Raw genomic sequence first — 24,263 nt, 5'->3', positions numbered from 1 at the left:
GCTGCCGGCATTGGCCACGACCGTGCCCACGAGCAGCGGCGTCAGGAAGATGCCCAGCAGGCTGGAGGCCGAAGCGCTGCACACGGCGGCGGGAACGTTGCCGCGCGCCATGGACGTGAACGCAATGGCCGATTGCACCGTGGCGGGCAGGCAGCACAAGAACAGGATGCCCAGATACAGCTCGGGCGTGACCAAGGGTTCCAGCACCGGCTTGAGCGCCAGGCCCAGCAAGGGAAACATCAGGAACGTGGCAGAGAAAATCGTCAGGTGCAGCTTCCAATGGGTCAGGCCGGCGATGATGGCCTCGCGCGACAGGCGCGCGCCGTGCAGGAAGAACAGCAGGCCGACCGCGATGTTGGTGATCCAGCCGAACACGACCACGCCTTGCCCGTGCGCGGGCACGATGCTGGCGATGATGACGGTGCAGATCAGGTAGAGGGTGAAGCGGTCGGGAAGAAGGCGGACAAGGCGTGACATGAGGGAAGGGAGGGAGAGCGGACGGAAAGCGCCGCGGGCGGCGTAAACGGGGCGTATTGTAGTCCCCGGGGCGTCTCGCTTCCTGACAGCCAGTTGTCAGCGCCGCATGTGCCGCTGCGCTGCGCTCAGGGCGTCATGGCCAGCGCCAGGTCGAAGGCGGCGACCAGCGAGGCCTGATCGGCCAAGCCCTTGCCCGCGATGTCGAAGGCAGTGCCGTGGTCGACGCTGGTGCGCACGAAAGGCAGGCCCACCGTCACGTTCACGCCATGGTCCAGGCCCAGGTACTTGACGGGAATGAGGCCCTGGTCATGGTACTGCGCCACCACGATATCGAACTCGCCGCGTCGGGCGCGCATGAAGATCGTGTCGCCGGGCCAGGGGCCGCTGGCGTCTATGCCTTGCGCGCGGGCGGCGGCGATCGCGGGTTCGATGATGTCGATGTCCTCGCGGCCGAACTTGCCGCCTTCGCCGGCGTGCGGATTCAGGCCGGCGACCGCGACGCGCGGCCGGTCGATGCCCATCTGCCGGCAGGCCTGATCGGCCAGCTTCATGGCGGTCAGTTCGGCTTGCGGCGTGATGCGCGCGATCACGTCGGCCAGCGCCACATGGATGGTCACCAGCAGCACGCGCAGCTCGTCGTTGGCCAGCATCATCGCGAAGTCGCGCGTGTCCGAGCGCTCCGCCAGGATCTCGGTGTGGCCGGGATAGTCGACGCCGGCGGCATGCATGGACTTCTTGTTCAGCGGCGCGGTGACGATCGCGCGGATGCGGCCGGCCTGCGCGTCGTCTATGGCGGCGCAGACGTAATCGTAGGCGCCGCGCCCGGCGGCCGCGCTGATCTGCCCCAGGGGCAGGTCGGCAGGCAGGGCGGGGCTGCAGGCGATGACGTTGATGTGGTCCGCGCCCGGCGAGGCCTGGCCCACGTCCGCGATCTCGACGATTTCCAGCCTGGCGCCCAATTGGGCGGCGGCGCGCCGCAGCGCGCCCGCGTCCCCATACACCACGCAAGGCGCATTCAGGCCTTGCGCGTATGCCTTGACGACGATTTCGGGGCCGATGCCGGCGGCATCGCCCATGGTGATGCCCACGGGCAGGGAGGTCTTCACGGTGCTGGGACTGAGGTTGTGTTGCGGACCATGCTACACCCGATAGCGGGCGGGCCGCCGCCTTACTTCGAGGAATCCTTGGGCGGTTCGATGACGCCGCATTCGAAGGTCACGGTAGCGCGTTTGGGGCCCAGGCCGGTTGCGTGGTTGGACGTGATCTTGGGCTTGACCAGCTTGCGGTCGATGGACTGGCAATACTGTTCGGCGCGCAGCAGGGCCTGGTTCTTGATTTCCACCCAGGTCATCATCTGGGAGCCGGAGCTGTGGGTGACGCTGTAGGTGTCCTTGCCGACGGACGTGACCTCGCTCATGCTGGAACAGGCGGTCAGCAAGGCGAGCAATACGGCGGCGGGGGCAAGGCGTGCAAACATGGGGCGTCCTGAAATGGCGATTACCCCAATTACACCATCATTTCAGGGCGCGGCCACGGCGCTGCGGCGGTCGAGCTTGCGGCTCAGGACGATGGAGGTCTGGGTCTGCTTGACCCCGTCGATCAAGCCGATGCGGTCGAGTAATTCGTCGAGCTGTTCGTGGGTTTCGCAGCGCAGGAAGATAAGGTAGTCGTAGGGGCCGCTGACCGATGAGACCTCTTCGACCTCGGGCATCCTCTCCAGTTCGCGGATCACTGCGGCAGTCGTCTTGGGCAGCACGCTGATGGAGCAATAGGCCCGCACCGCCGCTTCTTCCAGCAGCCGCCCCAGCCGCACGCCATAGCCCGCCACAATGTGTTCGCGCTCGAGCCGGGCGATGCGCGCCACCACGGTGGTGCGGGCCAGGCCGAGCTTGCGCGCCAGGATGGCGGCGGGTTCGCGCGCATTGGCTTGCAGCAGGCTGAGCAGTTGCCGGTCGATGGCGTCGAGTCGTTCGTTCATACGGTGATGGGCGGCATGGAGCGAGAGAGCGCGAGTGCCGACGGTACAGGCGCGGGGCCGCCCGCGTCAATGCGCAGCGGTGCGCGCGCCCTGGCGGTTCGGGCGCTAGCCGTCCGATTCGGGCGGGATGCCGCCCTGATAAATGCGCCCGTCGAATTCGAAGCGCGTGATGGTTTTGCGCGCCGCATCGAAGATGCGGTCGCGGCTGGCGCCATCCAGGCCGTCGTGGTCGGCGAAGCTGAAGCGGCACAGGTCGATGTCGCTGTCGTAGAAGGCCGAATGCACGTAGCGGCTGACGTCGGCTTCGTGAGCAAAATGCGCGAACTCGCGTAGCTGCTCCATCTCGTGGAAGGCCCCATTGCGGCTGACCAGCAGCATGCCGAACTTGCGCTCTTCGTCGGCCATGGGCTCGGGCGCGGGCAGGGCGTCGGGGTGCCGCAAGTCTTGATAATCGAAGCGCGCGCCCAGTTCGTGCATGGCGTCCAGCACGCGCTGCCATTGCGCTTCGTCCAGCGTGAGGCGGGCCGCCACGTAGAAAAGGCGCTGGCGGCCCAGCGAGCGCGGTTCGGCGCCGCCGATGTAACTGTGCCAGGGGACGGCCGCGTCCAGTCCGGCCAGTTCCGCCATGCGCGCGTCGCTGTGTCCCAGCCGGTCCTGCAGGCGCCGGATGGACTGGGCGTCCGGCGCAATGTAGTTCTGGATCGTCTTCATCGGAGGCCTCCGGTTGCACCGGAGTTTCGCGGGCGGCAGCCCGGGAGACGAAACCGGTGACGTGCGCCGCCGTGCCTCTGCGGCTACGCTTCATGCTAGCGCGGTGCGCAGGGCTTGCCTAGCATGGGCAGGCGTGGCGCCGTGCTAGGATTTGCGCCGACTTCAATGCCAGGAGGCTTTCAAATGGACATCCAGGAACAAATCGCCGTCATCGTGCATACCATTTCGCATCAAGGCGGCCGTATCGACGCACTGAATTCGACCGTGCTGTCGATGCTGCATCTGGCCAAGGCGTCGCCCGGCCTGCGCGAGGCCATCGAGGCCCAGCTTGAACAGAACTATTCCAGTCTGCTGGCCCGCTCCGAGAACCCGCAGTATGTGGCTGGTTTCGAGAGCGTGCGCGACATGATCCTGGGCGCCTTGAAGTAACCGCGGCGTTGGCGCTGCCGGGGGCGGGAGTTACCCACAACTTCTGTGGACAAGCCTTGGGATAGCGCGGGCATAGATGTCCAATTTCCTTTAATTACAAAGGCTTGCATGGGGCGGTCAAAGCTGGCTCCAATTGCGCTCGCTGGCAGCGGTTCTGGCGCGGCGGCGCAGGTCATGCAAGCCGGGTAATATGCGGCCCCATGCGGAATCAGTATTCATTGGAATGCCGGGGCGGATCGATCGCGGTGCGCGTCTCGGAAGCAGCAAAGCTGGCGGCGTTCGACCCCGGCAAACTCTCCCCCGAGGCGCGCCAGAGCTGGGAGCGCATGGGGCATGGCTTCAAGGCCTGGCACGACTTCGACCAGCGTCATCCCATCCTGCGCCGCCTGGCGCGATTGCCCCTGGTGGGCCGTTGGTACCGCAATGCGCAGCGCCGCTATGTGCTGCGGGCCAGCGGCAAGCTGGTGGTCTGAGGCCGCTTTATTTGCGGCGCCTGCCCAGCAGGTGATAAGCCAGCCAGATGGCGACGCCGATCGCGACGGCTACGGCCAGCTTGGTCTCGACGCCATGCAGGCGTCCCAGCATCGATTCGATGGTCTGACCGAACAGGTAGCCCAAGGCGCTGAAGCACACTGCCCAGATGGCGGCGGCGATGGCGTTGAGCGCCAGGAAGCGCAGCGGCGGCACGTTCGATACGCCTAGCGCCACCGGTCCCACCGTGCGCAAGCCGTACAGAAAGCGCAGGCTCAGGATGAAGCCGTGCGGATAGCGGTCCACCGCCGCCAAGGCCTTCTCGAAAGCGGGCTTCTCGCGGATCCGCCGGACATAGCGATGATCGCGATAGCGGCGGCCCAACAAGAACAGCGCCTGGTCGGCGAGGAACGAACCGGCGAAGGCGCACAGCATCACATAGGGCAGATGCAGCAGGTGCTGGTGTGCCAGGAAGCCGGCGAACACGACCACGCTTTCGCCTTCGAGCAGCGTGCCGCCGAACACCGCCCACAGGCCGTAGTCGACGATGAACTGATGCAGGGCTGGGTTCATCTGGGCCGCTCGGCCACGATGCGCGCCAAGGTCTGCAGGGCGCTGGTGATCTCGGGCGTGGTGCGTTGTCCGCAGCTGATGCGCAGGAAGTGGTTGTAGCGCGTGCCGTTGGAGAACATGGCGCCCGGCGCGACCCGTATGCCCTGGCGCAGGGCGGCTTCGAACACCTCCATGCCTGAACGGCCGTCGGGCATTTCCACCCATAGCAGCATGCCGCCCTGCGGCATGCTCAGGCGGGTGCCGGGAGGAAAATGCGCGGCGATGGTCTCGGCGGTCTGGTCGCGCTGCATCTTCAGGTGCCGGCGCAGGCGCGACAGGTGGCGGTCGTAAGCGCGCGAGCCCATGAATTCGGCCACGGCGATCTGCGCCAGCGGTTCGTTGGGCCGGCTTTGGGCGAACTTCAGCATGGCGATGCGGGCCTTCCAGCGGCCGCCCAGCAGCCAGCCCAGGCGCATGCCCGGCGCCAGCGTCTTGTGCATGGACGAGCAATAGATGACGTTGCCGGTAGCGTCCCAGGATTTGGCGGCGGCCAGCGGCGTGTCGTCGTCGGTCAGCGCGCCGTAGGTGTCGTCTTCGATCAGCGGCACCTGCTGGCGTTCGCACAGGGCGACGAGCCGCGCCTTTTCCGCGTCAGGCATGACGCAGCCCAGCGGGTTCTGGAAATTGGGCACCACCACCACGGCGCGGATGTTGCCGTGAGTCTGGAAGGCCAGGTCCAGCGCTTCGATTGACAGACCGTGCTGTGGGCTGGTGGGGATCTCGAGCGCCCGCATGCCCAGGCTTTCCAGTATTTGCAGCAGGCCGAAGTAGGCGGGCGATTCGACCGCGATCGTATCGCCGGGCCGGGCCACTGCGCGCAGCGCCAGATTCAACGCCTCGATGCAGCCATGCGTGACGATAACGTCATCGGGCGTGGCATTGATGCCATTGGCCAGCGCCCGGCGGGCGAGCACGGTGCGCAGGTCCGGATGTCCTTGCGGCGGGACCGGGCTCACCAATACCTCGGGCGACTGGCGCAGCGCGCGCATCATGGCCTGCTTCAGTTCCTCCAGCGGGTAGGCCTCGGGCACTGCCGCAGCCAGGGCGAAGTTGGCGCTGACCGGGTGCGCCTCACACTTGGCCACGAAGTCCGAAACCCGGTCGTGGATACCCACGTACTGCGCGGCGCCGAGCGTCTGGCGGATGTCCGGCTCGTCGACGGGCGGGATGGTGTTGCGCCGGGGCTTGAGCACGAAGTAGCCCGAGCGTGGGCGCGCTTCGATCAGGCCATCGTCTTCCAATTGGCGGCAGGCCTGCAGCGCCGTCGACAGGCTGACATGATGGGTCCGCACCAAGGTGCGGACCGAGGGCATGCGCTGGGCCGGGGCCAGCACGCCCGTCTGGATGGCGCGCCGGTAATGATTGGCCAGGCGTAGATATAGCGGTTGCGGGTCCATGCGCCGATCATGCTCCCCGAGGTTGGAATGAGGGTAGGCACAGATTCCGCCAAAGTACACCATAACAGCGTGGAAATCGAGGATCTGCATCGGTACAGAAACCCGGAGAGTGTGACTGTTGCGCATAGCAGGGCCCGCGTAGTCTGTAGTTGTCCGACAGGAGATGACGATGATTGCGACTTACGCCCCAGATGCCCAGGCCCGCCGCCTGGAACTTGCCGCCGGCGCCAGCCGGAAACTGGTCCTGCGCGCCGGCGCCACCCTTGTCTGCGTCAGCGGCAGCGTGCGAATCGAAGAGCCGGCCATCGGCCCGGAAGCCGCGGGCGGACTGCCTGGCGCGGTATCCGTGCGGATCAACGCGGGGGAGGGGCACGGCCTGGGCTACGGCGGCGTGGCGCACGTCACGGCCATTGGTCCGGCAGAGCTGATCTGCCTGGACAGCCCGGGCTATGCGCAGCGCTTTTTCCGGGCTGCCGCCGCTTTTTTTCAGTTGGAATCGGCCAAAAGCCAAAAAAAACTTCTGGGTGCGCTGCACAAGATTTCAAAATGATGTATGATTCACACATCAGACGCGGGGTGGAGCAGTCTGGCAGCTCGTCGGGCTCATAACCCGAAGGTCGTAGGTTCAAATCCTGCCCCCGCAACCAGTTTCAAGCAGGATTCGGATAGTCCCGGCGGCGTGTCGAAAGAGGCGCTTCGGATTATCCCTTGCAGAAGAAAGCCGCGATTTCCATCGCGGCTTTTTTTTCGCCGCGCGGCTGGATTTTCCGCGCCGCTTGCTCTGCGTCAAACCTTTGTTCCAGTCCGGACTTTCCCTGGTGTTCGCGGCCGCACAGGCCTCCAACCCTGCGCTACCATGGGTCACGCGCGCTAGGTTGCCGCACTCGAGGAGGGTCCATGGGAACAGCAAAATACGATCATCCTGGCTACGTCGCCGATACTGGCGCTGACGGCAAGTACCACGTGGGCATCTGGTGCCCGCACGGCTATCCTGCCCATATCCATATTGGCCGGCCCGCGGAACGCGGCGATCCCCAGGCGCTGCTGCGCCTGCGCATACCGGACGGGGTGTTCCAGTCCTTGCCCGACGATCCTGAAACCCTGTGCCGCCGCGCGCTCGGCCAGGCAATGGGCGCCGGCCTGCTGTCTGCCGTTGCGGTGGATGGCGAATACCAGGAACTGCGTTTCCAGATGGACGCCGAACCCTGGTCCGGCCCGATGCAGGCCGCAGGCCACGCCTGATTCCGCAGCGCATGTTCGGGCTGAATTACCCACAGCTACTGTGGACAAGCCTTGGGATAGTCTCTGCGTATTTCGGGTTTTCCCTGTCATAACAATGACTTGGTAACGCCGGTCAATAAACGCCCCATCGGGGCGTTTATTGCTTCCCGCCTGCCGGGCGCCGCAGCTATGCGACAATCTTTTCCCTTCCTGGCGCGCCCGCGCCTGTTTCGCCATTTCCTCCCGGTCGTTCCCCATGCCTAGTGCTACGCGTATCCATTCCTGCGGCCTGAAGGCGCCGGCGTCATGAGTCCGCCTGTCGCGCGCGTCGCCGTGATAGGCGGCGGTCCCGCCGGCTTGATGGCTGCCGAGCGCCTGAGCGCGCAAGGCGTGCAGGTGGATGTATTCGATGCGATGCCCTCGGTCGGCCGCAAGTTCCTGATGGCGGGGCGGGGCGGCTTGAACCTGACCCATAGCGAGCCGGCCGCGCCGTTCCTGGCGCGCTACGGCGACCGCGCTCTCCATATCGCGCCGTGGCTGCAGGCGCTGGACGCGGACGGATTGCGCGAGTGGACGCACGGCCTGGGCATCCAGACTTTCGTGGGCTCGTCCGGCCGCGTGTTTCCCCAGGAGATGAAGGCGGCGCCCTTGTTGCGGGCCTGGCTGGCCAGGTTGCGCGCCAGCGGCGTGCGCTTGCACATGCGTCACCGCTGGTTGGGGTGGCCGGCGGACTCGCGGCCCGGTGCGGCCGCCCTGCGCTTCCACACGCCCGAGGGCGAGCAGCACTACGCGGCGGATGCCGTGGTGCTGGCGTTGGGAGGGGGCAGTTGGGCCAAGCTGGGATCGGACGGGGGCTGGACCGCCGGCCTGCGGACGCACGGCGTCGTCATCGCGCCGCTGCGTCCGGCCAATTGCGGATTCGACGTGGCGTGGTCGGATCATTTCCGCGAGCGCTACGCCGGGCAGCCCGTGAAATCCGTGGCCATGGCCTGCGAGACGGCGGCTGGCACGACACCCGCCAGGCAAGGCGAGTTCGTCGTATCGGAAACCGGCATAGAAGGCAGCCTGGTGTATGCCTTGTCCGCGCCGCTGCGTGACCAGATCGACGCCCAGGGGCATGCCATCGCCATGCTGGATCTGGCCCCGGATTGGCCGCGGGAAAAAGTGATGGCCGCCGTGACGCATCCGCGGGGCGCACGTTCCATGTCCAGCCATCTGCAGAGCCGGCTGGGGCTGACGGGGGTCAAGGCGGGGCTGCTGCGCGAATGCGCTTCGGCGGAAGACTTCCGCGATCCCGAACGCCTGGCCCTGCGCATCAAGGCCTTGCCGCTGCGCTTGCTGCGCGCGCGGCCGATGGACGAAGCAATCAGCACGGCCGGCGGCGTGTCGTTCGACTCGCTGGATTCCGGCTTGATGCTGCGCGGCCTTCCTGGCGTGTTCTGCGCTGGGGAAATGCTGGATTGGGAGGCGCCGACTGGCGGCTATCTGCTGACGGCATGCATGGCAAGCGGCGTGATCGCCTCTGCCGGCGTGATGGAATTCCTGCGGTCTGGCGAGCGGACGCCGCCGGCCTGAGGTCGCGCGGCTTCAGGAGCCAGAGGAGTAGGGCGCCAGGCCCAGCGGTGCACGCGGCGCCAGGTCGCCGACGACATGTCCCACGACCGGCGCGCCGCCTTCGGGTTGGGTGACGATGCCGATGACGCGGGTAATCGCGCTGGCCGGGATTTCGGTGCCGTGCGCGGGATCCTGCACCAGTTGCCAGATGGTGGCTTCCGCAGGAATTGCGGCCTGATCGACCGCGAGTTCAGAGCTGTCCAGGCAACTGCGGGCAAAGGCCGACCAGTCCGACGCGTTGCAGGGCAAGCCGTGAGCGGTGGCCAAGCGGGCCAGGGCCAGTGGCGCATCCGCCTGGCTGGCAGCATGCTGGGCAGCGGCGCCCAGGGAGACATCCAGCGACAGCAAGCGCAGGAACTCTACGACGTTGTCGGTATTTTTCATTGTGCGGTCTCCTGCTTAACTGTTCTGGTTATGGCCCTAACCTGCTGGCAAGCCAGGGCGGCGTTTTCAGACGGGGCCTTGGCCCAGCATTGATACCAAGGATTGCTTCAGGCGCGCTGAAAAAATAGGTACCGTATGGGACACCCCGTCACGGTCCACGCCCTCTTTGAGTTCGACCGATTGGCCGAGGAAAATTTCCGGCGCGGCGCCTATTTCGTTGTAACGAGCCAGCAATTCATTCACGTGCTGCTGCGCGTCGGCCAGCGTGCTGCTTTCAGCCAGCTTGCCGGCGGTGTGGGCCTGCAAAACTCGATGAAGATCGTCGATGAAGAGCGCCAATGCCGCCTGTCCGCGGCATTGCGGCTGTTCCCAGCCCCAGGCCTGCGGGGCGGAGCCGCTGTTTTGCGATGCGTGTTTCTTGGTCATTTGCGAATCCTAATCGATTGGCGGTAATTGCGCGACAGGCGATCGCAAGCCTTTTCAACGGTGTTTGATCTAGCTCCGATCCAGGAGGCGGCGGCTGCGGCGCCTGCATCCGGCCGATGCCCAAATGAGGGTCTTTGAGGTATGCTGGCTTCACTTTCCAAGCCCAGACAGGAGATGTCCATGAAGAACAAAGTCTTTCTCGTCATGTTGCTTTCGATCGCTGCCCTTTCGGCGGGATGCAACACCGTAGCGGGGGCAGGCAAGGACATCCAGCGGGGCGGCGAGAAGATCGAGGGCGCCGCCACCAAGTAGGGCCCTGGTTCGCCCGCGCCGCGGTTCCGGCCTGGAAGCCGCGAGACATGCCTGTGCATTGCTCTCGCGGCTTTTTTGTTGCCGGATCGCAGCCCCCCTCCTGGCATAATTCGGGGAGTTGAATTCGATCGTGGGAAGTGTCATGCGCAAGTCTTTGTGGTTGGGAATGGCGTTTGCGGCCCTGTTGGCCGGCTGCGCGAGCAAAGGGGTCTACGAGTCCGATGCCGTGGTGACGGAGACCTTCACCGTCAATACCAACTACGAAGCGGCTTTCCGCCGTGCGGGCGAGTACGTGCGGACCTGCCACGTGCAAGTGCAGCACGCCTACAACGTGGCCTATGCCTGGCGCCACGTGAAAGGCGAGAAGGGCGCGCCCGACGAGGTACAGCTCTATAAGGTGTCGGAACCTGCCAAGGTGCTGGAACTGATCTCCGCCGAAAGCGCCAGCCCTTCGACCGCCAAGGTAACCATCACCGTGCTGGGTGAAGGCCGTTGGGATGCGGCCGAAATCGCCGCCGCCCGCGCTTCCATCCAGAGCGCCACGCCGGTCTGCCGCAAGGGCGGCGAAGGCTGATCCATGGATGCCCGCTCCCAGCAGATCCGCGCCAGCGGCCTGTCTTTCTCGCTGTTGGCGGGGGGCTTCCGCTTCCTGGGCTGGCTCAATGGTGGCGCGGCGCTGGCCCTGACGGGCTTTTCCCTGGGTGTGGTAGGGGGCGACATCGCCGCGCCGGATCTACAACTGCCGTTGGCGCTGCTGCTGGGCGGCCTGCTGGCCGCCTGCCTGGGAATACTGTTTGCCTACCTGGCGCAGGTCAGCCTGTTGCGCCAGGGCTACACCGGCCATCTGACGCGCGGCCACTGGCCCGCGCAGCTTCTGGCCATGTTTTGCTACCTGATCAGCGCACTTGCCTTCTGCGCCGCCTGCTGGCTCGCGGCTGGACAGGCAATCACCGATGCGCCTCAGATGTCCACGGCCTATGCAAGGCGGTAATTGCGGGTAAACCCGTGTGCGCAAAAGTGTTGGACTTGGATTTGTGTTGAGAATAATATGCGCACAGCGTATATAAATCTTCCGTTCGGGGCCCGTCATGACCATCTCCCAGCAAGCCTTCCTGCGCGACGCCATGCGACGCCTGAACCTCACCCGCGACGTTTTCGCGACGCGCATCGGCGTCAAGCGCCGCGCGCTCGATACCTGGCTGCTGCCCGAGGGCTCGCAGGAATTCCGCGCCATGCCGGAAGTGGTGCAGCGCTTCGTCAGCGAAATTGTCCAGAACGGCGTCTTGCTGGAAAAATATACGCAAAGCGTACAAGAAGGTCCTCTGCGTGACCGCATCGCAGTCGAAGGCAAACACCAGCTGCTGTCGGTGGACCAGTTCACCCGCGAATCGGTCGAGGACCTGTTCCGCGTGGCCGACATGATGCAGCCTATTGCCCGCCGCCAGAAGGTGTCCCGCGTATTGGAAGGCGCGGTACTGGGCAACCTGTTCTTCGAAGCCAGCACCCGCACCCGCGTCAGCTTCGGCTCGGCGTTCTGCCGCCTGGGCGGCTCGGTCTGCGACACCACCGGCTTCACGTTCTCGTCCATGGCCAAGGGCGAATCGATCTACGACACCAGCCGCGTCATGAGCGGCTACGTTGACGCCATGGTCATCCGCCATCCGGACCAGGGTTCGGTCGCGGAGTTCGCGCGCGCCACCAACATTCCCGTGGTCAACGGCGGCGACGGTCCCGGTGAGCACCCCAGCCAGGCCCTGCTGGACCTGTACACGATCCTGACGGAGTTCTCGCGCCTGGGCAAACTGCTGGACGGCGCGCATATCGCCATGGTGGGCGACCTGAAGTACGGACGCACGGTGCATTCGCTCATCAAGCTGATGGCGCTGTACAAGAACGTGAAGTTCTCGCTGGTGTCGCCCAAGGGCCTGGAAATGCCGTCCTACATCATCGAGCAGGCCAGCCGCAACGGCAACGTCATCGAGCAGAAGAGCACGCTGGCTGAGGGGCTGGCCGGCGCCGACGTGATCTACGCGACGCGCGTGCAGAAAGAGCGCTTCGCCAACGAAGAGAACGAAGGCTACACCCCGGACTTCCAGATCAGCCGCGCCATCATCGATGCCTACTGCGGCCCGGACACCATCGTCATGCACCCGCTGCCGCGCGACAGCCGTCCCGGCGCCAATGACCTGAGCGTGGACCTGAACCACGACCCGCGCCTGGCGATCTTCCGCCAGACCGACAACGGCATTCCCATCCGCATGGCGATCTTCGCGGTGCTGCTGGGCGTCGAGGGCCTGGTGCAGCACTCCTTGCGCGACGTGACCTGGCAGCATCCGTCCCATGTCGGGCCGGACGATTCGTCCTTTCACGGACTCGAATAAGCGCACGACGCCGGCCCGAATATCCCTAGGCCGAGGCCGCCGGGCGGCCCCGGCCCGGGGTTTTCAAGCATAATCCGCGCTGACTTTTTCTGTCGCGTGTCGCTTCCGGACACGCCGTGGAGCCTTCGGGCGGATTATCTATGTCTTCAAGCAGTCTCGGCGTCCCGCCATTTCCCGGCCGGCACGCTGGCGCATCCGATCAGGCGTGCTACCTGAGCGCGTCCAACGAGCAGGCCTGGATTGCGGTCTACCAGTCGGTTGACGCCTATACGCGCGGGCAAGTCGCCGCCGTGGTGGGCGACAGTCTTTCGGAGCTGGTCGACGCCTTTTATTCCACGCTGCTGGCCGACGCCGAGGCCGGCCCGCGACTGTCCCATGAAATCGTGTCGAGCCGCCTGCATGCGGGCATGACGCGCTGGCTCAAGGGGCTGCTGTGCGTGCGCGACCAGGGCGACATTGCCGCCCTGATGGCGACGCAGAAAAAAGTGGGCGAGGTGCACGCCCGCGTCCATATCCCCATCCATCTGGTGATGGCCGGCGCCCGCATCCTGAAAAACGAGATTGCCCTGCGCCTGCGCGCCAGCGACCTGGACGGCATGGCCGCGTCCGTGGCGACCCAGTACGTATGCAATCTGTTCGACCTGGCGGTTGAGCAGATGAGCCGCGCCTTCATGCGCGACATCAGCCGCGGCGCCCGCAACGACGAGGCCTACCGGCTGTTCGCCTTGGGCCAGAACATCTCCACGGAACGCGAGCGCCAGCGCGCCGCCTTGCTGGAATGGAGCCAGGCGGTGCTCATCGGCCTGCACTACCGCGCGCCGGGACAAAGCCTGCCGCGGCTGGCGGCCTCGGAGTTCGGGCTGTGGCTGCAGCACAAGGGCGGGGCGATGTTCGAAAGCGCGCCGGGCCTGCAGCAGATCACGGATGCCGTCGCGCAGTTGGACGGGGTGGTGCTGCCTCAATTGATGCGCGGCGAGGAACTGGGGCAGGCCTCGGCCATGCCCGACCATGTGCGTGAATTGCAGGAGCTGGTGGCGCGTATCAAGCACCTGCTCAACGGCTTGTTCGACATGGTGGCCGAGATCGAGAGCGGCAGCGATCCGCTGACCAATGTGCTGAACCGGCGCTTCCTGCCCTCGGTGATCGGGCGCGAGATCTCGATTGCGCGGCGCCAGCGCAGCGAATTCTCGGTCCTGTTGCTGGACATCGACCACTTCAAGGCCATCAACGACCAGCACGGCCACTCTGGGGGCGACCAGGTACTGCGCCAGTTTGCCGAGGTCCTGCACCAAGCGTGCCGCTCCAGCGACTTCGTGTTCCGCTATGGCGGCGAGGAGTTCCTGGTGGTGCTGGTGGACGCGCCGCGCGAGGCTGCGTTGGCCGCGGCCGAGAAGCTCGGCGCGGAAATCCGTCGCCATGTCTTCAATATTCCCGAGGCCGGACCGCTGCACATCACGGCCAGCATCGGCGTGGCGACGTTCGACGGCCATCCGGACTACGCCTATCTGATCGACCGTGCCGACCAGGCGCTCTATCAGGCCAAGCAGGCCGGCCGCGACCGCGTCGTGGCGGCCTGAGGCCAGTCTTGCAGACATGAAAAAGGCCGCCCTGCCAAGGGCGGCCCAGCTTGCAGGCGCGATGGCGCCAGCGGCTTACACCTTCTTTTCGCCGCCCAGGGCGTCGACCAGCTCGGCCATCATCTTGGCCAGTTCGCCCGTCATCAGCATCATGTCGGAATCGAACTTCTCGTCGTCGTTGGCGGCCACGCCTTCATTGCCTTCCTTCAGCACGTCCAGAGGCGCGACGCGCTTGACGTCCAGGCCTTCGGTCAGCACGAACGAAATGCGGTCGGCCCAGGTCATGGCCAGGCGGGTGCACTGCTTGCCAGACTGGATATGGCGGCGCACGTCGTCAGCGTCGATCGAGTGCTTGACGTAGCGGATGGCCGCGCCGCTTTCGCCCGAGGAGCGCAGTTCGGTGTCCTGGTCGATGGAGAAGTTGGCAGGGGCCTCGTCCTCGGCCAGCCAGCCGGTCATGGCCGAAGCGGGGGACTGCGCGACATACAGGTTTTCGAGCGGGAAGGGATCCACGCACTTGGCCAGCAGGCCGATGACTTCGTCGGCCTTGGCCGACGCGGCTGCATCGATGACCAGCCAATGGTTCTGGGGGTCGATCCAGACGCGGGTGTCGCGGTACACGCTGAAGGCGCGCGGCAGGAGCTCGTCGGTGACGCGCTCCTTGATTTCCTTCATCTGCTTGCGGCCCGGCTTGTAGCCTTGCTGCTCTTCGATTTCCTGGGCGCGGGCCTTGGCGACCTGGTTGACGACGGTGCCCGGCAACAGCTTTTTCTCGGCCCGCAGGCTCAGCAGGATCTGGCCGTTGACCACATGCGCCAGGCCGCCGTTCTCGCGCGGAGGAACCCAGCCCAGGCTTTGCATTTCGAGGTTGTTGCCGCTTTGGTAGGCATGCCGCGCGAGCGTTTCTTCAAGCTGGTCGCCGACCAGCGTCCACGGCGAGGAGAGGCGATAAATCTTGAGATTCTTGAACCACATGAGCGTCGGCCAAAAGGGTAGATTCTATACGACGCGAGCGCTTTGCCGAAGTGCGGCAATACCGCAGCGTGACGCGACACCTTCTGTCACTGACAGCGGCGGGCCTATGCGCTAATGTCCGCGCAGCTAGTCGAACTGGAGAGAAAAAATGAAGATCATCGGCGCCATCTTGATCGTCCTGGGTATCGCCGCCCTGGCCTACAAGGGCTTCAATTACAAATCCGAGGAAACCGTGCTGCAGATCGGTTCGGTGAAAGCAACCGCCGAGACGGAGAAATCGGTGGCGATCCCCGCGTGGGCCGGCATCGCGGCCATCGTGGCCGGCGTGGTGGCGATCGGCGTGGGCATGCGCCGCTGATCGCGGGCGGCCCAGGCGGCCGCCAGTTGGACCCGATAATGGCGACCGCGTGGCGGTCGCCATTGTTGTTTTGCCCCTGCACAAAAAAAGCGGCCCGGCTCATTGAGGGCCGGGCCGGTACGGGAGCACACAATACCGCGTCATAAAAGGCTCGCGGGGAACGCGGTATCGGTGTCAGAACACTGGCCCTGCAATCGCCCGACAGGGGGATCAATCGTCGGTCGATCTGGCGCAAGGCCGTAATCTGAGCGCTCAGTCTAATGGCCCGGGTCTGACATGGTCCTGAAAGTGCGGATCTCTTTTTTCGCCGGATCGGTCCGGTGGCAGCCAAGTCTTGAGCCGGCGCAAAAAAAAAGCTCCATAAGGAGCTTTTGAAAGGCCGGACGGGCGCAGCAGTCCCGTCCGGCGGGGGATGGCCTTTTAAGCGTTGATGTCGTTGTCCTTGGATTCGCGCACGAACAGCGTGCCTATGACCAGGGTCATGACTGCAATGATGATCGGGTACCACAGGCCGTCGTAGATGTTGCCTGTCGCGGCGACGACCGCAAAGGCGACCGGAGGCAGGAAGCCGCCGAACCAGCCGTTGCCGATGTGGTAGGGCAGGCTCATCGACGTGTAGCGGATGCGGGTCGGGAACATTTCCACCAGCATGGCGGCGATCGGGCCGTAGACCATGGTCACGTAGAGCACCAGGATGGCCAGCAGCACCACGACCATGACGTTGTTGCTTTGGGCGGGATCAGCCTTGGCGGGGTAGCCGTGGCTGCGGATGGCGGTGGTCAGCGACTTGTCCAGTTCGGCGGCCTTGGCCTTGAAGTCCGCCGGGGCCAGGGTCTTGCCGTCGAACGAGGCGAACTCGTCGTTGCCGATCTTGACCTTGGCGACCGAGCCGGCCGGCGCCGCTTCGTTCTTGTAGTTCACCGAGTTGCGGGCCATGAAGGACTTGACCACGTCGCAAGAACTGGTGAACGACGAGGTGCCCACCGGGTTGAACTGGAACGAGCAGGTAGCCGGGTCCGCAATCACCGTGACCGGGGCCGTGGCCTGGGCCTTTTCCAGCGCCGGGTTCGCGAAGTGCGTGATGCCCTGGAATATCGGGAAGTACGTGATCGCGGCGATCAGGCAGCCTGCCATGATGATGGGCTTGCGGCCGATCTTGTCGGACAGCGCGCCGAAGACCACGAAGAACGGGGTGCCGATCAGGAGCGCGATGGCGATCATGATGTTGGCGGTGTTGGCGTCGACCTTCAGCGTCTGCGTCAGGAAGAACAGGGCGTAGAACTGGCCCGTGTACCAGACCACGGCCTGGCCGGCGGTCAGGCCCAGCAGCGCCAGGATCACGACCTTCAGGTTCTTCCATTGGCCGAACGATTCAGCGATCGGCGCCTTCGAGCCCTTGCCTTCTTCCTTCATGCGCTTGAAGGTCGGCGATTCGCTCAGTTGCAGGCGGATCCACACCGAGATGCCCAGCAGGACGACCGAGATCAGGAACGGAATGCGCCAGCCCCAGGCCTTGAATTCGTCTTCGCCCATGAATGTGCGGATGCCGAGGATGACCAGCAGCGACAGGAACAGGCCCAGGGTCGCGGTAGTCTGGATCCAGGACGTGTAGAAGCCGCGGCGGCCATGGGGGGCGTGTTCCGCGACATAGGTCGCGGCGCCGCCGTACTCGCCGCCCAGCGCCAGGCCTTGCAGCAGGCGCAGGACGATCAGGATGGCGGGAGCGGCCAGGCCGATGCTGGCGTAGCTGGGCAGCACGCCCACGAGGAACGTGGACAGGCCCATGATCACGATCGTGACCAGGAAGGTGTACTTGCGTCCGACCAGGTCTCCCAGGCGGCCGAACACCAGCGCGCCGAACGGACGCACGGCGAAACCGGCCGCGAACGCCAACAGCGCGAAGATGAAGCCCGCGGTGGGGTTCACGCCCGAGAAGAAGTGTTGCGCAATGATGGCTGCGAGCGAGCCGTAGAGGTAAAAGTCGTACCACTCGAAAACCGTGCCCAGCGACGACGCAAAGATGACGCGGCGCTCATCCTTGGTCATCGGGCGCGGATCCGCGGATGGACCGCGGCCTGCCATGGTTGTTGTGCTCATGATGTCTCCTCGGTTTTTATGGCCGGCGGTTGTCCGCCGTGCTCCGCCCGCAGCCGGCCATACCGACATTGAGCTATACGCAACATTGGGGGGCGAGGCTGACGAGGTTCTGACGGGATCCTTACTTGAGTCTTAAAATTGCAACTACAAGTAACTTCCCCCTGGGGCGCTAGGGATAGTCCTAGGATGCGGCGGGCATATCCGGGGACTCGGCATAAAGCGGAAAAACCACGCGGATCCGCATGCCGGGCAGGTTCGAATGCGCCGTGGGGTGATCGCTGATTTCGACGCTGGCCTGATGCTTCTGGGCGATTTCCCGCACGATGGCCAGGCCCAGGCCGCTGCCGTCGGACGTGGTGCCCAACACGCGGTAAAAGCGGTCGAACACGCGTTCGCGCTCCTCAGGCGGGATGCCGGGGCCGGAATCCTCGACCTCCAGCAGCGCCTGTCCGTCCCGGCTCTGTGCGCGCACGGTGATGTGGCCGCCGCGCGGCGTGTAGCGCAGCGCGTTGTCCACCAGGTTGTTGAGCAGTTCGGCCAGCAGCAGGGGATTGCCGTTGATTTCCACCGGGTGGTCCGAGCCTTCGAAACCCAGGTCGGTGTTCAGCGCGAGCGCCTGCGGCACCCAGTGCATGGCCTGTTCGTAGGCGATGGTGTTGATGTCCGTGCGTGTCAGGCCGATGGCGCTGGGATTCTCGGCCCGGGCCAGCAACAGCAGCTGGTTCACCAGGCGCGTGGCGCGCTCCGAACCCGTCACCAACTGGCGCAGGCTGGACTGCATTTCCTCAGGGCTGGCGTCGCGCAGGGCCAGTTCGGCCTGGGTGCGCAGGCCGGCCAGCGGAGTTTTCAGCTGGTGCGCCGCGTCCGCGACGAAGCGGCGCTGCGCTTGCACGTTGGACGAAAGCCGGTCCAGCAGGTCGTTCATTGCGGCCACCAGCGGCGCGATCTCGGTGGGTGCCGCGCGCTCGTCGATGGGAGAAAGGTCGTCGGGCCGGCGGGCCCGCAGGCGTTGCTGCAGCGCGTTCAAAGGCGCCACCCCGCGCGACAGTCCGAACCAGACCAGCAGCACGGCGACGGGCAGCACCACGAACTGCGGAATGATTACGCCTTTGATGATGTCGTTGGCCAGCTGTGTGCGTTTTTCGACGGTCTCGGCCGCGATCAGCAGCGCTGGCTGCGTATCGGGCAGGTGCAGGTCGACCCACGTAAACGCCAGCCGGATGCCGAAACCGCGCAAGGTCGCGTCTTCGTACTGGACCTCGCCGGGGCGGGGCTGGCCCACGGTGGAGGGCAGGGGCAGGGCGCGGTCGCCGCCGAGGTATTCGCCGCGGCTGCCCAGCGCCAGCCAGAACACGCTGTCGGTCTCGTCGGCGTGCAGCACCTCGCGCGCGGTGTCGGTCATCTTGAGCACGGCCCGGCCGTCCTGCGCGTGGACCTGCAAGGTCAATACGTGGAGATTGTTGGCCAGTGCGCGGTCGTAGGGCACGTTGGCGATGTTCTGCGCGACCACATAGGTGATGGCCACGCTCATGGGCCACAGGAGGAACAGCGGCGCCAGCATCCAGTCCAGGATCTCGCCCAGCAGGGAGCGCTGCGGCGGCGCGAAGCTTGGGCCCTTGGCCCCCGCCCGCATGACATCCAGTGCTTCCTGGTTCAGCGCTTCCGGCGGCGCCGCTTCAGCTTGCGAGGTACGCCGCACCCTGGTCCCGCTCAAGACAGTAGCCCAGGCCGCGCACGGTCACGATCTTCACGCCGCTGGGCTCCAGCTTCTTGCGCAGGCGATGGACGTAGACCTCGATGGCGTTGGTGCTGACCTCTTCGCCCCATTCGCACAGGTGGTCGACCAACTGGGTCTTGCTGACCATGCGGCCGCTGCGGGTCAGGAGGATCTCGAGCAGGCTGACTTCGCGCGCCGACAGGTCCAGCGTCTGGTCGTCGACCATGGCGACGCGGCCCGTCTGGTCGAACAGCAGGCGGCCGTGCTTGATCATGGTGGCGCCGCCGCCCGCGCCGCGCCGGGTCAGGGCCCGCACGCGGGCCTCGAGTTCGGACAGCGCGAAAGGCTTGGCCATGTAATCGTCGGCGCCCAGGTCCAGGCCCTTGACGCGCTGCTCGATGCTGTCGGCCGCCGTCAGGATGAGCACTGGCAGGGCGGAGTTGCGGGCGCGCAAGCGGCGCAGCACTTCCAGTCCGGCCAGTTGCGGCAGGCCGAGGTCCAGGATGAGCAGGTCGAACGCCTGGGCAGCCAGCGCCGAATCGGCAGCCAGCCCGTCGCGCACCGCATCCACGGCGTAGCCGTTGTGGCGCAACGAACGGGACAGGCCGTCGGCCAGGATGCTGTCGTCTTCGGCGATCAGGATACGCATGGGCTACAGTGAAAAAAGACCCCGCGGCGCAAAGGGGACAAAACGCCGGATTCGTCTGGCATTCTGGCATATGGCGCCATGCTTGCCACTCAGGGTATACGTGCAAAACACTGGCACACTGTTTTTTTGTACAGTATAATCCGATGCCATAATCTGATCCGTAGCTCAAAGCACCGCCGGACCACAGGGCTAGGCAAACCCGGCAAACCGGGCCCGGCAGAAGCAAGACTGACTCTCCCAGCCAGACCCGCAATCCCCTCGACACCAGATACGTTACAGACAGGACTCTACATGGACGACAAAACCACCAAGGCCGCCGCATCGGAAAAGGCCAAGGCGCTTGCCGCCGCGCTTTCGCAGATCGAAAAGCAGTTCGGCAAGGGCTCGATCATGCGCTACGGCGACAACGAGGTCTCGCATGATATCCAGGTGGTTTCCACGGGCTCGCTGGGTCTGGACATCGCGCTGGGCGTCGGTGGCCTGCCGCGAGGCCGCGTGGTCGAAATCTATGGCCCGGAATCGTCGGGCAAGACCACGCTGACGCTGCAAGTCATCGCTGAAATGCAGAAAATCGGCGGCACCTGCGCCTTCGTCGACGCGGAGCACGCGCTGGATGTGCAGTACGCCTCCAAGCTGGGCGTCAAGCTGACCGACCTGCTGATCTCGCAACCGGACACGGGCGAGCAGGCGCTGGAAATCACCGATGCGTTGGTGCGCTCGGGCTCGGTCGACCTGATCGTCATCGACTCGGTGGCGGCGCTGGTGCCCAAGGCCGAAATCGAAGGCGAAATGGGCGATTCCCTGCCCGGCCTGCAAGCCCGCTTGATGAGCCAGGCGCTGCGCAAGCTCACCGCCACCATCAAGAAGACCAATTGCATGGTCATCTTCATCAACCAGATCCGCATGAAGATCGGCGTGATGTTCGGCAACCCCGAAACCACCACCGGCGGCAACGCGCTCAAGTTCTACGCCTCCGTGCGCCTGGACATCCGTCGCATCGGCTCCATCAAGAAGGGCGACGAGGTGGTCGGCAACGAAACCCGCGTCAAGGTCGTGAAAAACAAGGTCGCGCCGCCGTTCAAACAGGCCGAATTCGACATCATGTACGGCGCCGGTATCTCGCGCGAAGGTGAAATCATTGACCTGGGCGTGGCCGCCAATGTGGTGGACAAGTCCGGCGCGTGGTACAGCTACAACGGCAACCGCATCGGCCAGGGCAAGGACAATGTCCGCGAGTACTTGAAAGAGCACAAGGACATGGCTGTCGAGATCGAGAACCGCGTCCGCGAGAACCAGGGCATCGTCAGCCGTGCGGCCGAATTCGTGCCCACCGCGGAAGACACCGAAGAGTAAACGGGTCGATGCCTTTGCGCGCGTGGATCCTGATCCGCCCGCGCAAAGCTCCCATCTCGCGTCGGGGTCGCCCGAATACTTGCGGCAGGCGCCAGGACGGGCCTGCCGTTATGCATAGCAAGCAGGAAACGCATGAGCTGGAAACCGCCGCCCGCCTCAGCCGAGCGCCTACGCGCCAAGCTGGACGATGAATTCGAAACCGTGGCCAAGCCCCAGGGCTTGCGCCGTACTTCGGATGCGCGCAGCGAACAGGGCGCGGAATCCAGCGATGGGGCGGACCAGTGGAGTCGCAGTTCGGAAGCGGGCGGTGCGCGCCGCGGCCGCCGCGCCACGGCTGCCGAGGGCGGGCAGGATGCCGACAACCAGTCTGCCCGCAAGGGGCCGTCGCTGAAGATGCGGGCCGTGGGCTATCTGTCGCGGCGCGAGCACGCCCGCGAGGAACTGGCACGCAAGCTTGCGGCCTACGCGGAGGACCCGGCCGAAGTCGAGGCCGTGCTCGACGCCCTGGAAAAAGAAGGCTGGTTGTCCACTGAACGCTTTGCGCAAAGCCTGGTTCATCGGCGCGCGTCGCGCCAGGGGGCGGCGCGCATCGTGCAGGAATTGCGCCAGCATGGGGTGGACGACAACCAGGTCGCCGAGTTGCGCGAACAGCTGCGGGCCACCGAGTACGACCGCGCGCTGGAAGTCTGGAAGAAGCGTTTCAGCGCCAAGCCGGAGGACCGCGCGGCCTACGCAAAACAGGCCCGCTTCCTGGCCAGCCGCGGCTTCGCGCACGACGTGATCCGCCGCATCCTGGGCGCAGGCGACGAGGACTGAGCGCTTGGGCCCGAAACGCCTGGCGCCTTACTTTGCCGACTTGATTCCCGAAAGCGTCTTGAAGCAGACGTCGCGGGTAATGGTCAGGAACTCGTCGATATACGAGGCGTCCGTGTCCTCGCTGCGCACCGTCGCGTAAAGCGTGCGCCATACGCCTTGCGGGCCCAGCCGGCACAGGCGCAACCAGCCCTGATTCATGTATTCCGTCAGCGCCCAGTTGGGCAGCGCGGCCACGCCGCGGTTGCTGGCCACCAGCTGCGCAATGATGGGCGTGAGTTCCGCGCGGCGGATGGCGGCCGGCTCCACGTCGGCGGGGTCGAGGAAGGCCGTGAAAATGTCCAGGCGCTGCTTGTCCACCGGGTAGGTGATGAGCGTCTGGTCGGCCAACTGGTCTGGCATGACGAACTTGCTGCCGGCCAGCGGATTGGATTCCGACACGGCCAGCACCAACTCGTACTTGAATAGCGGCAGATAATCCACCGCGTCCAGCGGCTGGGGGTCAGACGTAATGACCAGATCCAGGTCGCCGCGCACCAGGGCGGGCAAGGGGGCGAAGGAAAACGCCGCCGACAGGTCCAGCGCCACGTCCGGCCATTGCGCGCGGAAGGCGTCCAGCGCCGGCATCAACCACTGGAAGCAGGAATGGCAGTCAATCGCCAGGTGCAGCCGGCCGGTGCGGCCAGCGGCCAGTCGCTGCAAGTCCCGTTCCGTCGCGCGGATGCGCGGCAGCACCTCGTCTGCCAGCGCCAGCACCCGCAAACCCGCCGTCGTCAGTCGCGCCGGCCGCGTTCGGCGGTTCAGCAAGGAGGTGCCCAGCCGGGTTTCCAGGTCGCGCAACTGATGCGACAGGGCCGACTGGGTCAGGTGCAGGCGCTCGGCGGCTTCCTGCAGGCTGCCGCCGTCGCGGATGGCAGTCAGCGTTTCAAGATGGCGGATTTCAAGCATGAGTGACTGCGGGGACTGGGAATAAGTTCATATTCTATGAGATTTTCTCATTTTATGAATGTAGACATTGATTTTGATTCATGTTGATTTGACCGCAGAATAGCTGCTACTTGAACAAATCTTGTCTAACGGTGGCGATGTCATGACTATTATTCATAATTTGGGGTTCCCCCGCATCGGCGCGCAGCGTGAACTGAAGCGTGCGGTTGAAGCCTATTGGGCTGGTAAGCAGACCGCCGAAGAACTCGAACAGACCGGCCGCGACCTGCGCGCCAAGCACTGGAAGCTGCAGGCCGCCGCGGGCCTGAAGTTCGTTCCGGTGGGCGACTTTGCCTGGTACGACCAGATCCTGGAATGGACCACGCTGCTGGGCGCCGTGCCCGCCCGCTTCGGCCAGAAGGACAACGAGCCCGTCACGCTGGACACGCTGTTCCGCATGGGCCGCGGCCGTGCGCCGTCGGGCAAGCCCGCCGCCGCTTGCGAAATGACCAAGTGGTTCGACACCAACTATCACTACATCGTGCCGGAACTGGTGCCGGGCCAGACCTTCCGCATCGCCCGCGAATCGCTGTTCGAACAGATCGAGGAAGCGCAGGCCCAGGGTTACGCCGTCAAGCCCGTGATCCCCGGCCCCCTGACCTGGTTGTACCAGGGCAAGGGCGACGCCTTTGCCGCCGGCGCCGCCGACGCGGGCAAGCTGCAACTGTTGGCCGCGCTGCTGCCGGTCTACCGGGAAGTGCTGGCGCGCTTCGCCAAGCTGGGCGTGCAGTGGGTGCAGATCGACGAGCCCATCCTGGCTTTGGACCTGCCGCAAGCCTGGCGCGATGCGTTCAAGCAGACCTATGAGCAGTTGTCCGCCAGCCCCGTCAAGCTGCTGGTGGCCACCTACTTCGACGGCCTGAAGGACAACCTGCCGACCGCGCTGGGCCTGCCGGTGGCCGGCCTGCACGTGGACCTGGTCCGCGCGCCCGAGCAACTGGCGGAAGTGGTTTCCGGCCTGGGCGCCGAGCAGGTGCTGTCCGCCGGCGTCATCAACGGCCGCAATATCTGGCGCACCGACCTGGACGCCGCCATCGCCACGCTGATCCCGATCAAGCAGCAATTGGGCGACCGCCTGTGGCTGGCGCCATCCTGCTCGCTGCTGCACGTGCCGGTGGACCTGGCCCATGAAACCGAGCTCGACGCCGAACTCAAGAGCTGGCTGTCCTTCGCCGCGCAAAAGCTGGAAGAACTGAGCCTGCTTGGCCGTGCCCTGGACAGCGCGACGCAAGCCGCCACGCAGGACGGCCTGGCCAGGCAGCGCGCCGCGCTGGCCGCCCGTCGTTCGTCGGCACGTATCCACAATCCGGCCGTCGGCCAGCGC

The 24,263-nt window shown here is 65.3% G+C and carries 27 protein-coding genes, 1 tRNA gene and 1 pseudogene; 15 read left to right on the top strand and 14 right to left on the bottom strand.

The features are described 5' to 3' along the window. The 5 genes from VIR09_RS20570 to VIR09_RS20550 form a co-directional block, all read right to left on the bottom strand. Window positions 1-477 (bottom strand): bile acid:sodium symporter (locus VIR09_RS20570; RefSeq protein ID WP_332014528.1); only part of this gene is annotated, 477 nt, incomplete at its 3' end. A 125-nt stretch (window positions 478-602) separates the two neighbouring features. Then, a complete protein-coding gene (gene pdxA, locus VIR09_RS20565) occupies window positions 603-1,583 on the bottom strand; it encodes a 4-hydroxythreonine-4-phosphate dehydrogenase PdxA (protein WP_332014527.1) in 981 nt (326 codons plus the stop codon). A 62-nt stretch (window positions 1,584-1,645) separates the two neighbouring features. After that, window positions 1,646-1,954 (bottom strand): hypothetical protein, encoded by a 309-nt coding sequence (locus VIR09_RS20560; protein WP_332014526.1) that lies wholly within the window; start codon window positions 1,952-1,954, stop codon window positions 1,646-1,648. A 42-nt stretch (window positions 1,955-1,996) separates the two neighbouring features. After that, window positions 1,997-2,455, bottom strand: a complete 459-nt coding sequence (locus tag VIR09_RS20555) for an Lrp/AsnC family transcriptional regulator (protein WP_013392515.1) — start codon at window positions 2,453-2,455, stop codon at window positions 1,997-1,999. A 105-nt stretch (window positions 2,456-2,560) separates the two neighbouring features. Further along, on the bottom strand, window positions 2,561-3,166 hold the full coding sequence (locus VIR09_RS20550) for a hypothetical protein (protein WP_332014525.1): 606 nt from the start codon (window positions 3,164-3,166) through the stop codon (window positions 2,561-2,563). 183 nt (window positions 3,167-3,349) lie between these two features. On the opposite strand from VIR09_RS20550, the gene VIR09_RS20545 reads away from it, so the two are divergent. Next, window positions 3,350-3,595: a hypothetical protein gene (locus VIR09_RS20545; protein WP_054451036.1), complete on the top strand. Its 246-nt coding sequence runs from the start codon at window positions 3,350-3,352 to the stop codon at window positions 3,593-3,595. 200 nt (window positions 3,596-3,795) lie between these two features. After that, on the top strand, window positions 3,796-4,068 hold the full coding sequence (locus VIR09_RS20540) for a hypothetical protein (RefSeq protein ID WP_332014524.1): 273 nt from the start codon (window positions 3,796-3,798) through the stop codon (window positions 4,066-4,068). A gap of 7 nt (window positions 4,069-4,075) precedes the next feature. On the opposite strand, the gene VIR09_RS20535 is transcribed toward VIR09_RS20540, so the two are convergent. Both VIR09_RS20535 and VIR09_RS20530 read right to left on the bottom strand, forming a co-directional pair. Then, a complete protein-coding gene (locus VIR09_RS20535; protein ID WP_332014523.1) occupies window positions 4,076-4,639 on the bottom strand; it encodes a DedA family protein in 564 nt (187 codons plus the stop codon). Continuing rightward, window positions 4,636-6,075, bottom strand: a complete 1,440-nt coding sequence (locus VIR09_RS20530) for a PLP-dependent aminotransferase family protein (protein ID WP_332014522.1) — start codon at window positions 6,073-6,075, stop codon at window positions 4,636-4,638. Before VIR09_RS20530 ends, VIR09_RS20535 begins: the two co-directional genes overlap by 4 nt. A gap of 283 nt (window positions 6,076-6,358) precedes the next feature. Between VIR09_RS20530 and VIR09_RS20525 the strand changes: the two genes are divergently transcribed. The 4 genes from VIR09_RS20525 to VIR09_RS20510 all read left to right on the top strand — a co-directional run bounded on the left by VIR09_RS20525 (window position 6,359) and on the right by VIR09_RS20510 (window position 8,871). Continuing rightward, window positions 6,359-6,625 carry a hypothetical protein gene (locus VIR09_RS20525; RefSeq protein ID WP_332014521.1) on the top strand — a complete coding sequence of 89 codons (267 nt, stop codon included), beginning with the start codon at window positions 6,359-6,361 and terminating at the stop codon, window positions 6,623-6,625. 20 nt (window positions 6,626-6,645) lie between these two features. Continuing rightward, window positions 6,646-6,722: transfer RNA gene (locus tag VIR09_RS20520), tRNA-Met, on the top strand. Between the two features lie 250 nt (window positions 6,723-6,972). Next, the gene (locus VIR09_RS20515; RefSeq protein WP_332014520.1) at window positions 6,973-7,317 is read left to right on the top strand and encodes a hypothetical protein; all 345 of its coding nucleotides are present in this window, start codon (window positions 6,973-6,975) and stop codon (window positions 7,315-7,317) included. A gap of 285 nt (window positions 7,318-7,602) precedes the next feature. Next, window positions 7,603-8,871, top strand: a complete 1,269-nt coding sequence (locus tag VIR09_RS20510; protein ID WP_332014519.1) for a TIGR03862 family flavoprotein — start codon at window positions 7,603-7,605, stop codon at window positions 8,869-8,871. Window positions 8,872-8,883: 12 nt separating this feature from the next. Here the strand turns inward: VIR09_RS20510 and VIR09_RS20505 are convergent, their stop codons facing one another. Together VIR09_RS20505 and VIR09_RS20500 are read right to left on the bottom strand one after the other, a co-directional pair. Then, window positions 8,884-9,294 carry a hypothetical protein gene (locus VIR09_RS20505; RefSeq protein ID WP_332014518.1) on the bottom strand — a complete coding sequence of 137 codons (411 nt, stop codon included), beginning with the start codon at window positions 9,292-9,294 and terminating at the stop codon, window positions 8,884-8,886. Window positions 9,295-9,360: 66 nt separating this feature from the next. Beyond that, window positions 9,361-9,720, bottom strand: coding sequence for a hypothetical protein (locus VIR09_RS20500; RefSeq protein ID WP_332014517.1), 360 nt, complete (start codon window positions 9,718-9,720; stop codon window positions 9,361-9,363). 180 nt (window positions 9,721-9,900) lie between these two features. On the opposite strand from VIR09_RS20500, the gene VIR09_RS20495 reads away from it, so the two are divergent. The 5 genes from VIR09_RS20495 (at window position 9,901) to VIR09_RS20475 (ending at window position 13,990) form a co-directional block, all read left to right on the top strand. Beyond that, complete coding sequence (locus tag VIR09_RS20495) at window positions 9,901-10,032, top strand: entericidin A/B family lipoprotein (RefSeq protein ID WP_042792633.1); 132 nt, start codon at window positions 9,901-9,903, stop codon at window positions 10,030-10,032. A 142-nt stretch (window positions 10,033-10,174) separates the two neighbouring features. Further along, the gene (locus VIR09_RS20490; protein ID WP_332014516.1) at window positions 10,175-10,606 is read left to right on the top strand and encodes a BPTD_2524 family lipoprotein; all 432 of its coding nucleotides are present in this window, start codon (window positions 10,175-10,177) and stop codon (window positions 10,604-10,606) included. 3 nt (window positions 10,607-10,609) lie between these two features. Continuing rightward, window positions 10,610-11,023, top strand: coding sequence for a hypothetical protein (locus VIR09_RS20485; protein ID WP_332014515.1), 414 nt, complete (start codon window positions 10,610-10,612; stop codon window positions 11,021-11,023). Window positions 11,024-11,120: 97 nt separating this feature from the next. Continuing rightward, on the top strand, window positions 11,121-12,413 hold the full coding sequence (locus VIR09_RS20480) for an aspartate carbamoyltransferase (RefSeq protein ID WP_332014514.1): 1,293 nt from the start codon (window positions 11,121-11,123) through the stop codon (window positions 12,411-12,413). A gap of 140 nt (window positions 12,414-12,553) precedes the next feature. Further along, complete coding sequence (locus VIR09_RS20475) at window positions 12,554-13,990, top strand: diguanylate cyclase (RefSeq protein WP_332014513.1); 1,437 nt, start codon at window positions 12,554-12,556, stop codon at window positions 13,988-13,990. 75 nt (window positions 13,991-14,065) lie between these two features. Here VIR09_RS20475 and VIR09_RS20470 read toward each other — a convergent pair whose 3' ends face one another. Then, window positions 14,066-14,965 carry a recombination-associated protein RdgC gene (locus VIR09_RS20470; RefSeq protein ID WP_054451049.1) on the bottom strand — a complete coding sequence of 300 codons (900 nt, stop codon included), beginning with the start codon at window positions 14,963-14,965 and terminating at the stop codon, window positions 14,066-14,068. A gap of 148 nt (window positions 14,966-15,113) precedes the next feature. Here VIR09_RS20470 and VIR09_RS20465 point away from each other — a divergent pair, with 148 nt between their 5' ends. After that, the gene (locus VIR09_RS20465) at window positions 15,114-15,323 is read left to right on the top strand and encodes a hypothetical protein (RefSeq protein WP_059379226.1); all 210 of its coding nucleotides are present in this window, start codon (window positions 15,114-15,116) and stop codon (window positions 15,321-15,323) included. Window positions 15,324-15,743: 420 nt separating this feature from the next. Here the strand turns inward: VIR09_RS20465 and VIR09_RS20460 are convergent, their stop codons facing one another. From VIR09_RS20460 to VIR09_RS20450, 3 genes are all read right to left on the bottom strand, one after another. After that, entirely contained in the window at window positions 15,744-17,405 is a 1,662-nt protein-coding gene (locus VIR09_RS20460) for an MFS transporter (RefSeq protein ID WP_414639449.1), read from the bottom strand. Between the two features lie 196 nt (window positions 17,406-17,601). Beyond that, complete coding sequence (locus VIR09_RS20455; RefSeq protein WP_332014529.1) at window positions 17,602-18,981, bottom strand: sensor histidine kinase; 1,380 nt, start codon at window positions 18,979-18,981, stop codon at window positions 17,602-17,604. Between the two features lie 115 nt (window positions 18,982-19,096). Then, the gene (locus VIR09_RS20450; protein WP_013392535.1) at window positions 19,097-19,786 is read right to left on the bottom strand and encodes a response regulator transcription factor; all 690 of its coding nucleotides are present in this window, start codon (window positions 19,784-19,786) and stop codon (window positions 19,097-19,099) included. 291 nt (window positions 19,787-20,077) lie between these two features. Here VIR09_RS20450 and recA point away from each other — a divergent pair, with 291 nt between their 5' ends. Next, a complete protein-coding gene (recA, locus tag VIR09_RS20445; RefSeq protein WP_332014511.1) occupies window positions 20,078-21,139 on the top strand; it encodes a recombinase RecA in 1,062 nt (353 codons plus the stop codon). A 132-nt stretch (window positions 21,140-21,271) separates the two neighbouring features. Then, window positions 21,272-21,955 carry a recombination regulator RecX gene (gene recX / locus VIR09_RS20440; RefSeq protein ID WP_332014510.1) on the top strand — a complete coding sequence of 228 codons (684 nt, stop codon included), beginning with the start codon at window positions 21,272-21,274 and terminating at the stop codon, window positions 21,953-21,955. Between the two features lie 27 nt (window positions 21,956-21,982). On the opposite strand, the gene VIR09_RS20435 is transcribed toward recX, so the two are convergent. Further along, the gene (locus tag VIR09_RS20435; protein ID WP_332014509.1) at window positions 21,983-22,900 is read right to left on the bottom strand and encodes a LysR family transcriptional regulator; all 918 of its coding nucleotides are present in this window, start codon (window positions 22,898-22,900) and stop codon (window positions 21,983-21,985) included. Between the two features lie 142 nt (window positions 22,901-23,042). On the opposite strand from VIR09_RS20435, the pseudogene VIR09_RS20430 reads away from it, so the two are divergent. Further along, window positions 23,043-24,263, top strand: a pseudogene (locus VIR09_RS20430) (5-methyltetrahydropteroyltriglutamate--homocysteine S-methyltransferase); the annotation flags it as partial.

This window comes from Achromobacter sp. (genome assembly GCF_036567245.1).
In the GTDB taxonomy this organism is placed as follows: Bacteria; Pseudomonadota; Gammaproteobacteria; order Burkholderiales; family Burkholderiaceae_B; genus Achromobacter.
This window is presented reverse-complemented; position numbering and strand designations above follow the sequence as displayed.

Bases quoted from the DNA above. Each gene is read 5' to 3' on its own strand.
- VIR09_RS20560 (WP_332014526.1), bottom strand. From the start codon at position 1,954: ATGTTTGCACGCCTTGCCCCCGCCGCCGTATTGCTCGCCTTGCTGACC.
- VIR09_RS20555 (WP_013392515.1), bottom strand. From the start codon at position 2,455: ATGAACGAACGACTCGACGCCATCGACCGGCAACTGCTCAGCCTGCTG.
- VIR09_RS20550 (WP_332014525.1), bottom strand. From the start codon at position 3,166: ATGAAGACGATCCAGAACTACATTGCGCCGGACGCCCAGTCCATCCGG.
- VIR09_RS20545 (WP_054451036.1), top strand. From the start codon at position 3,350: ATGGACATCCAGGAACAAATCGCCGTCATCGTGCATACCATTTCGCAT.
- VIR09_RS20540 (WP_332014524.1), top strand. From the start codon at position 3,796: ATGCGGAATCAGTATTCATTGGAATGCCGGGGCGGATCGATCGCGGTG.
- VIR09_RS20535 (WP_332014523.1), bottom strand. From the start codon at position 4,639: ATGAACCCAGCCCTGCATCAGTTCATCGTCGACTACGGCCTGTGGGCG.
- VIR09_RS20530 (WP_332014522.1), bottom strand. From the start codon at position 6,075: ATGGACCCGCAACCGCTATATCTACGCCTGGCCAATCATTACCGGCGC.
- VIR09_RS20515 (WP_332014520.1), top strand. From the start codon at position 6,973: ATGGGAACAGCAAAATACGATCATCCTGGCTACGTCGCCGATACTGGC.
- VIR09_RS20510 (WP_332014519.1), top strand. From the start codon at position 7,603: ATGAGTCCGCCTGTCGCGCGCGTCGCCGTGATAGGCGGCGGTCCCGCC.
- VIR09_RS20505 (WP_332014518.1), bottom strand. From the start codon at position 9,294: ATGAAAAATACCGACAACGTCGTAGAGTTCCTGCGCTTGCTGTCGCTG.
- VIR09_RS20500 (WP_332014517.1), bottom strand. From the start codon at position 9,720: ATGACCAAGAAACACGCATCGCAAAACAGCGGCTCCGCCCCGCAGGCC.
- VIR09_RS20495 (WP_042792633.1), top strand. From the start codon at position 9,901: ATGAAGAACAAAGTCTTTCTCGTCATGTTGCTTTCGATCGCTGCCCTT.
- VIR09_RS20490 (WP_332014516.1), top strand. From the start codon at position 10,175: ATGCGCAAGTCTTTGTGGTTGGGAATGGCGTTTGCGGCCCTGTTGGCC.
- VIR09_RS20485 (WP_332014515.1), top strand. From the start codon at position 10,610: ATGGATGCCCGCTCCCAGCAGATCCGCGCCAGCGGCCTGTCTTTCTCG.
- VIR09_RS20480 (WP_332014514.1), top strand. From the start codon at position 11,121: ATGACCATCTCCCAGCAAGCCTTCCTGCGCGACGCCATGCGACGCCTG.
- VIR09_RS20475 (WP_332014513.1), top strand. From the start codon at position 12,554: ATGTCTTCAAGCAGTCTCGGCGTCCCGCCATTTCCCGGCCGGCACGCT.
- VIR09_RS20470 (WP_054451049.1), bottom strand. From the start codon at position 14,965: ATGTGGTTCAAGAATCTCAAGATTTATCGCCTCTCCTCGCCGTGGACG.
- VIR09_RS20465 (WP_059379226.1), top strand. From the start codon at position 15,114: ATGAAGATCATCGGCGCCATCTTGATCGTCCTGGGTATCGCCGCCCTG.
- VIR09_RS20460 (WP_414639449.1), bottom strand. From the start codon at position 17,405: ATGGCAGGCCGCGGTCCATCCGCGGATCCGCGCCCGATGACCAAGGAT.
- VIR09_RS20455 (WP_332014529.1), bottom strand. From the start codon at position 18,981: ATGCTGGCGCCGCTGTTCCTCCTGTGGCCCATGAGCGTGGCCATCACC.
- VIR09_RS20450 (WP_013392535.1), bottom strand. From the start codon at position 19,786: ATGCGTATCCTGATCGCCGAAGACGACAGCATCCTGGCCGACGGCCTG.
- recA (WP_332014511.1), top strand. From the start codon at position 20,078: ATGGACGACAAAACCACCAAGGCCGCCGCATCGGAAAAGGCCAAGGCG.
- recX (WP_332014510.1), top strand. From the start codon at position 21,272: ATGAGCTGGAAACCGCCGCCCGCCTCAGCCGAGCGCCTACGCGCCAAG.
- VIR09_RS20435 (WP_332014509.1), bottom strand. From the start codon at position 22,900: ATGCTTGAAATCCGCCATCTTGAAACGCTGACTGCCATCCGCGACGGC.